3 protein-coding genes are annotated in these 1407 nt (G+C 46.8%); all 3 read left to right on the top strand.

Going from position 1 to position 1407, the window contains the following annotated elements; translation table 11 throughout:
• Positions 1-362 (top strand): hypothetical protein (locus R7E42_RS24235; protein WP_318073122.1); only part of this gene is annotated, 362 nt, incomplete at its 5' end.
• 177 nt (positions 363-539) lie between these two features.
• Positions 540-917: a hypothetical protein gene (locus R7E42_RS24230; RefSeq protein ID WP_005458016.1), complete on the top strand. Its 378-nt coding sequence runs from the start codon at positions 540-542 to the stop codon at positions 915-917.
• 17 nt (positions 918-934) lie between these two features.
• On the top strand, positions 935-1407 hold a 473-nt coding region (locus R7E42_RS24225; protein ID WP_318073121.1), incomplete at its 3' end, for a lyase family protein.

The following is a 1407-nucleotide window of genomic DNA, read 5'->3' as shown; positions in this document are numbered from 1 at the left end:
CTTACAAGCTCGCGAGTAAGTCCAACTGCCGTTACACCAGTGGCCTATGTGACATGGAAAATGGCGATTTTAAAGTTAAGTTCCGTTCTGAAAAACTGACAAAAGATAGCCTAGAATTGTCTCTCAACGCTGCCTATCCGCTGGAAGGCGTCAAGCTGTCCGTAGTCGATGACCAACAACAGAACGCTCAGCCGATTGATATGACACGCGCCGATCAAGCTGGCCAAAACTGGTACATCACTCTGCCAAAGCCAACCTCCGCAGAGAGCTGGTTACGAGTCGTTATCCAAGCCGAAGGCACGCTTTACTACGGCGAAACACAAACAGCATTTGTGAAATACGAAACCTTGTTTACTGAGTAACATTACGCTGCGAATCCTTCTAAACAACGGATAAGCTTTGCTGCGGGATGAAAACCCAACCATTTCTGCCGATGCGACTGCGTCGGCTTTTTTATATCTAATCTTGTCGAAAATAGAGGGTTGCTAATTTATTTTTAATTGATAATAATTATCATTATCTAATTAATTGAGGCAGATATGAAACGCAGAAAGGACATATTCAACGCCTTCTTCAAAGCGCAAGATCGCTTCCAACTTGCCGCGCCAAGTGGCTTTGAGCCCGACGTCATTCATGACTATATTCATTGGGGTATGGTGTTGTCATCCAGCTATGAGCATGAAGCAGAAGATGAAAACTTACTCTTGTGCGAACTGTTTTTGCGCCAAGTGTATTTCCACCTTCTCGAAGCGATTCAAGACCCAACTCGCACTCGTACATTTCGCCGAGTCTGCCTTGATTCGGTTCACACGCCCTTATTCTGCCTCAAACGTTACTACTATCAGTTTGAACATGGCGACGTAAAGTTTCTCCAATTACAACAACAATTACGCCTCATTCAGACTTCTCTTGATTAAACGAAAGGAACCCTACTATGACCACCGAATTTCGTATTGAAACCGACAGCATGGGCGAAGTAAAAGTCCCGGCGAATGCCTTGTATCAAGCGCAAACTCAGCGCGCTATCGATAACTTTGCATTCAGCCAGCACACCATGCCAAGCGGCTTCATCCAAGCTTTAGCCCACATCAAACAGACGGCAGCACTGACCAACGCACAACTAGGGTTACTGGAAGGTGATATCGCTAATGCGATTGCAGACGCCGCGCAAGCCATTATTGATGGCCAGCATCTCGATCAGTTCCCTATCGACCTGTTCCAAACCGGTTCTGGGACAAGCTCCAACATGAACGCTAATGAAGTGATTGCCACGCTCGCGTCTGAATTGCTTGGCGGCAACGTCAACCCGAATGACCACGTTAACATGGGTCAAAGCAGTAACGATGTGGTGCCGACGGCGATTCAAGTCAGCTCAGCACTTGCTATTGAACACAAGTTGTTGCCTGC

The sequence above is a fragment of the Vibrio sp. Vb1337 genome (assembly GCF_033338715.1).
Lineage (GTDB): Bacteria > Pseudomonadota > Gammaproteobacteria > Enterobacterales > Vibrionaceae > Vibrio > Vibrio alginolyticus.
Note: the sequence above shows the minus strand (reverse complement) of the source record. Positions and strands in the feature narration are given on the sequence as shown.